Source organism: Planomicrobium sp. MB-3u-38 (genome assembly GCF_002836425.1).
GTDB classification, from domain to species: Bacteria; Bacillota; Bacilli; order Bacillales_A; family Planococcaceae; genus Planococcus; species Planococcus okeanokoites.
The window spans coordinates 1-325 of record NZ_PJBO01000031.1 but is presented as its reverse complement, the minus strand read 5'-3'; the positions used below and the strand labels follow the sequence as shown (position 1 = coordinate 325).

Sequence of the window (325 nt, the reverse complement as noted above, 5' to 3'; positions counted from 1 at the left end):
CCATTTTCAACGATATCAGTTAATGTGGCATCAAAAATACCTCCGGCTGAAGTTCCAACAACGTCTGAGGACACAATTAGTTTTTCAGAGTATTCAAACGAGGGACTCGTAGCTTCTTTCATGGCTTCATTCACTTCTTCAATTGTTACTTTTCTTTCTAAGTTTGTATAAAACTCCACTATTGCCCCACCTAAAAGTGGTACTCTTACTGCCGTTCCGTCAATAATTCCGTTTAATTCAGGAATGACTCTTCCGACAGCTTTTGCTGCTCCAGTAGAAGTCGGAATTGCATTCATCGCTCCTGCCCGTCCGCGCCTCATATCCG

1 pseudogene is annotated in these 325 nt (G+C 42.8%); it reads right to left on the bottom strand.

Annotated elements, in window-relative coordinates:
* Positions 1-296, bottom strand: a pseudogene (locus CXF70_RS07425) (type I glyceraldehyde-3-phosphate dehydrogenase); the annotation flags it as partial.
* Positions 297-325 lie beyond the last annotated feature (29 nt).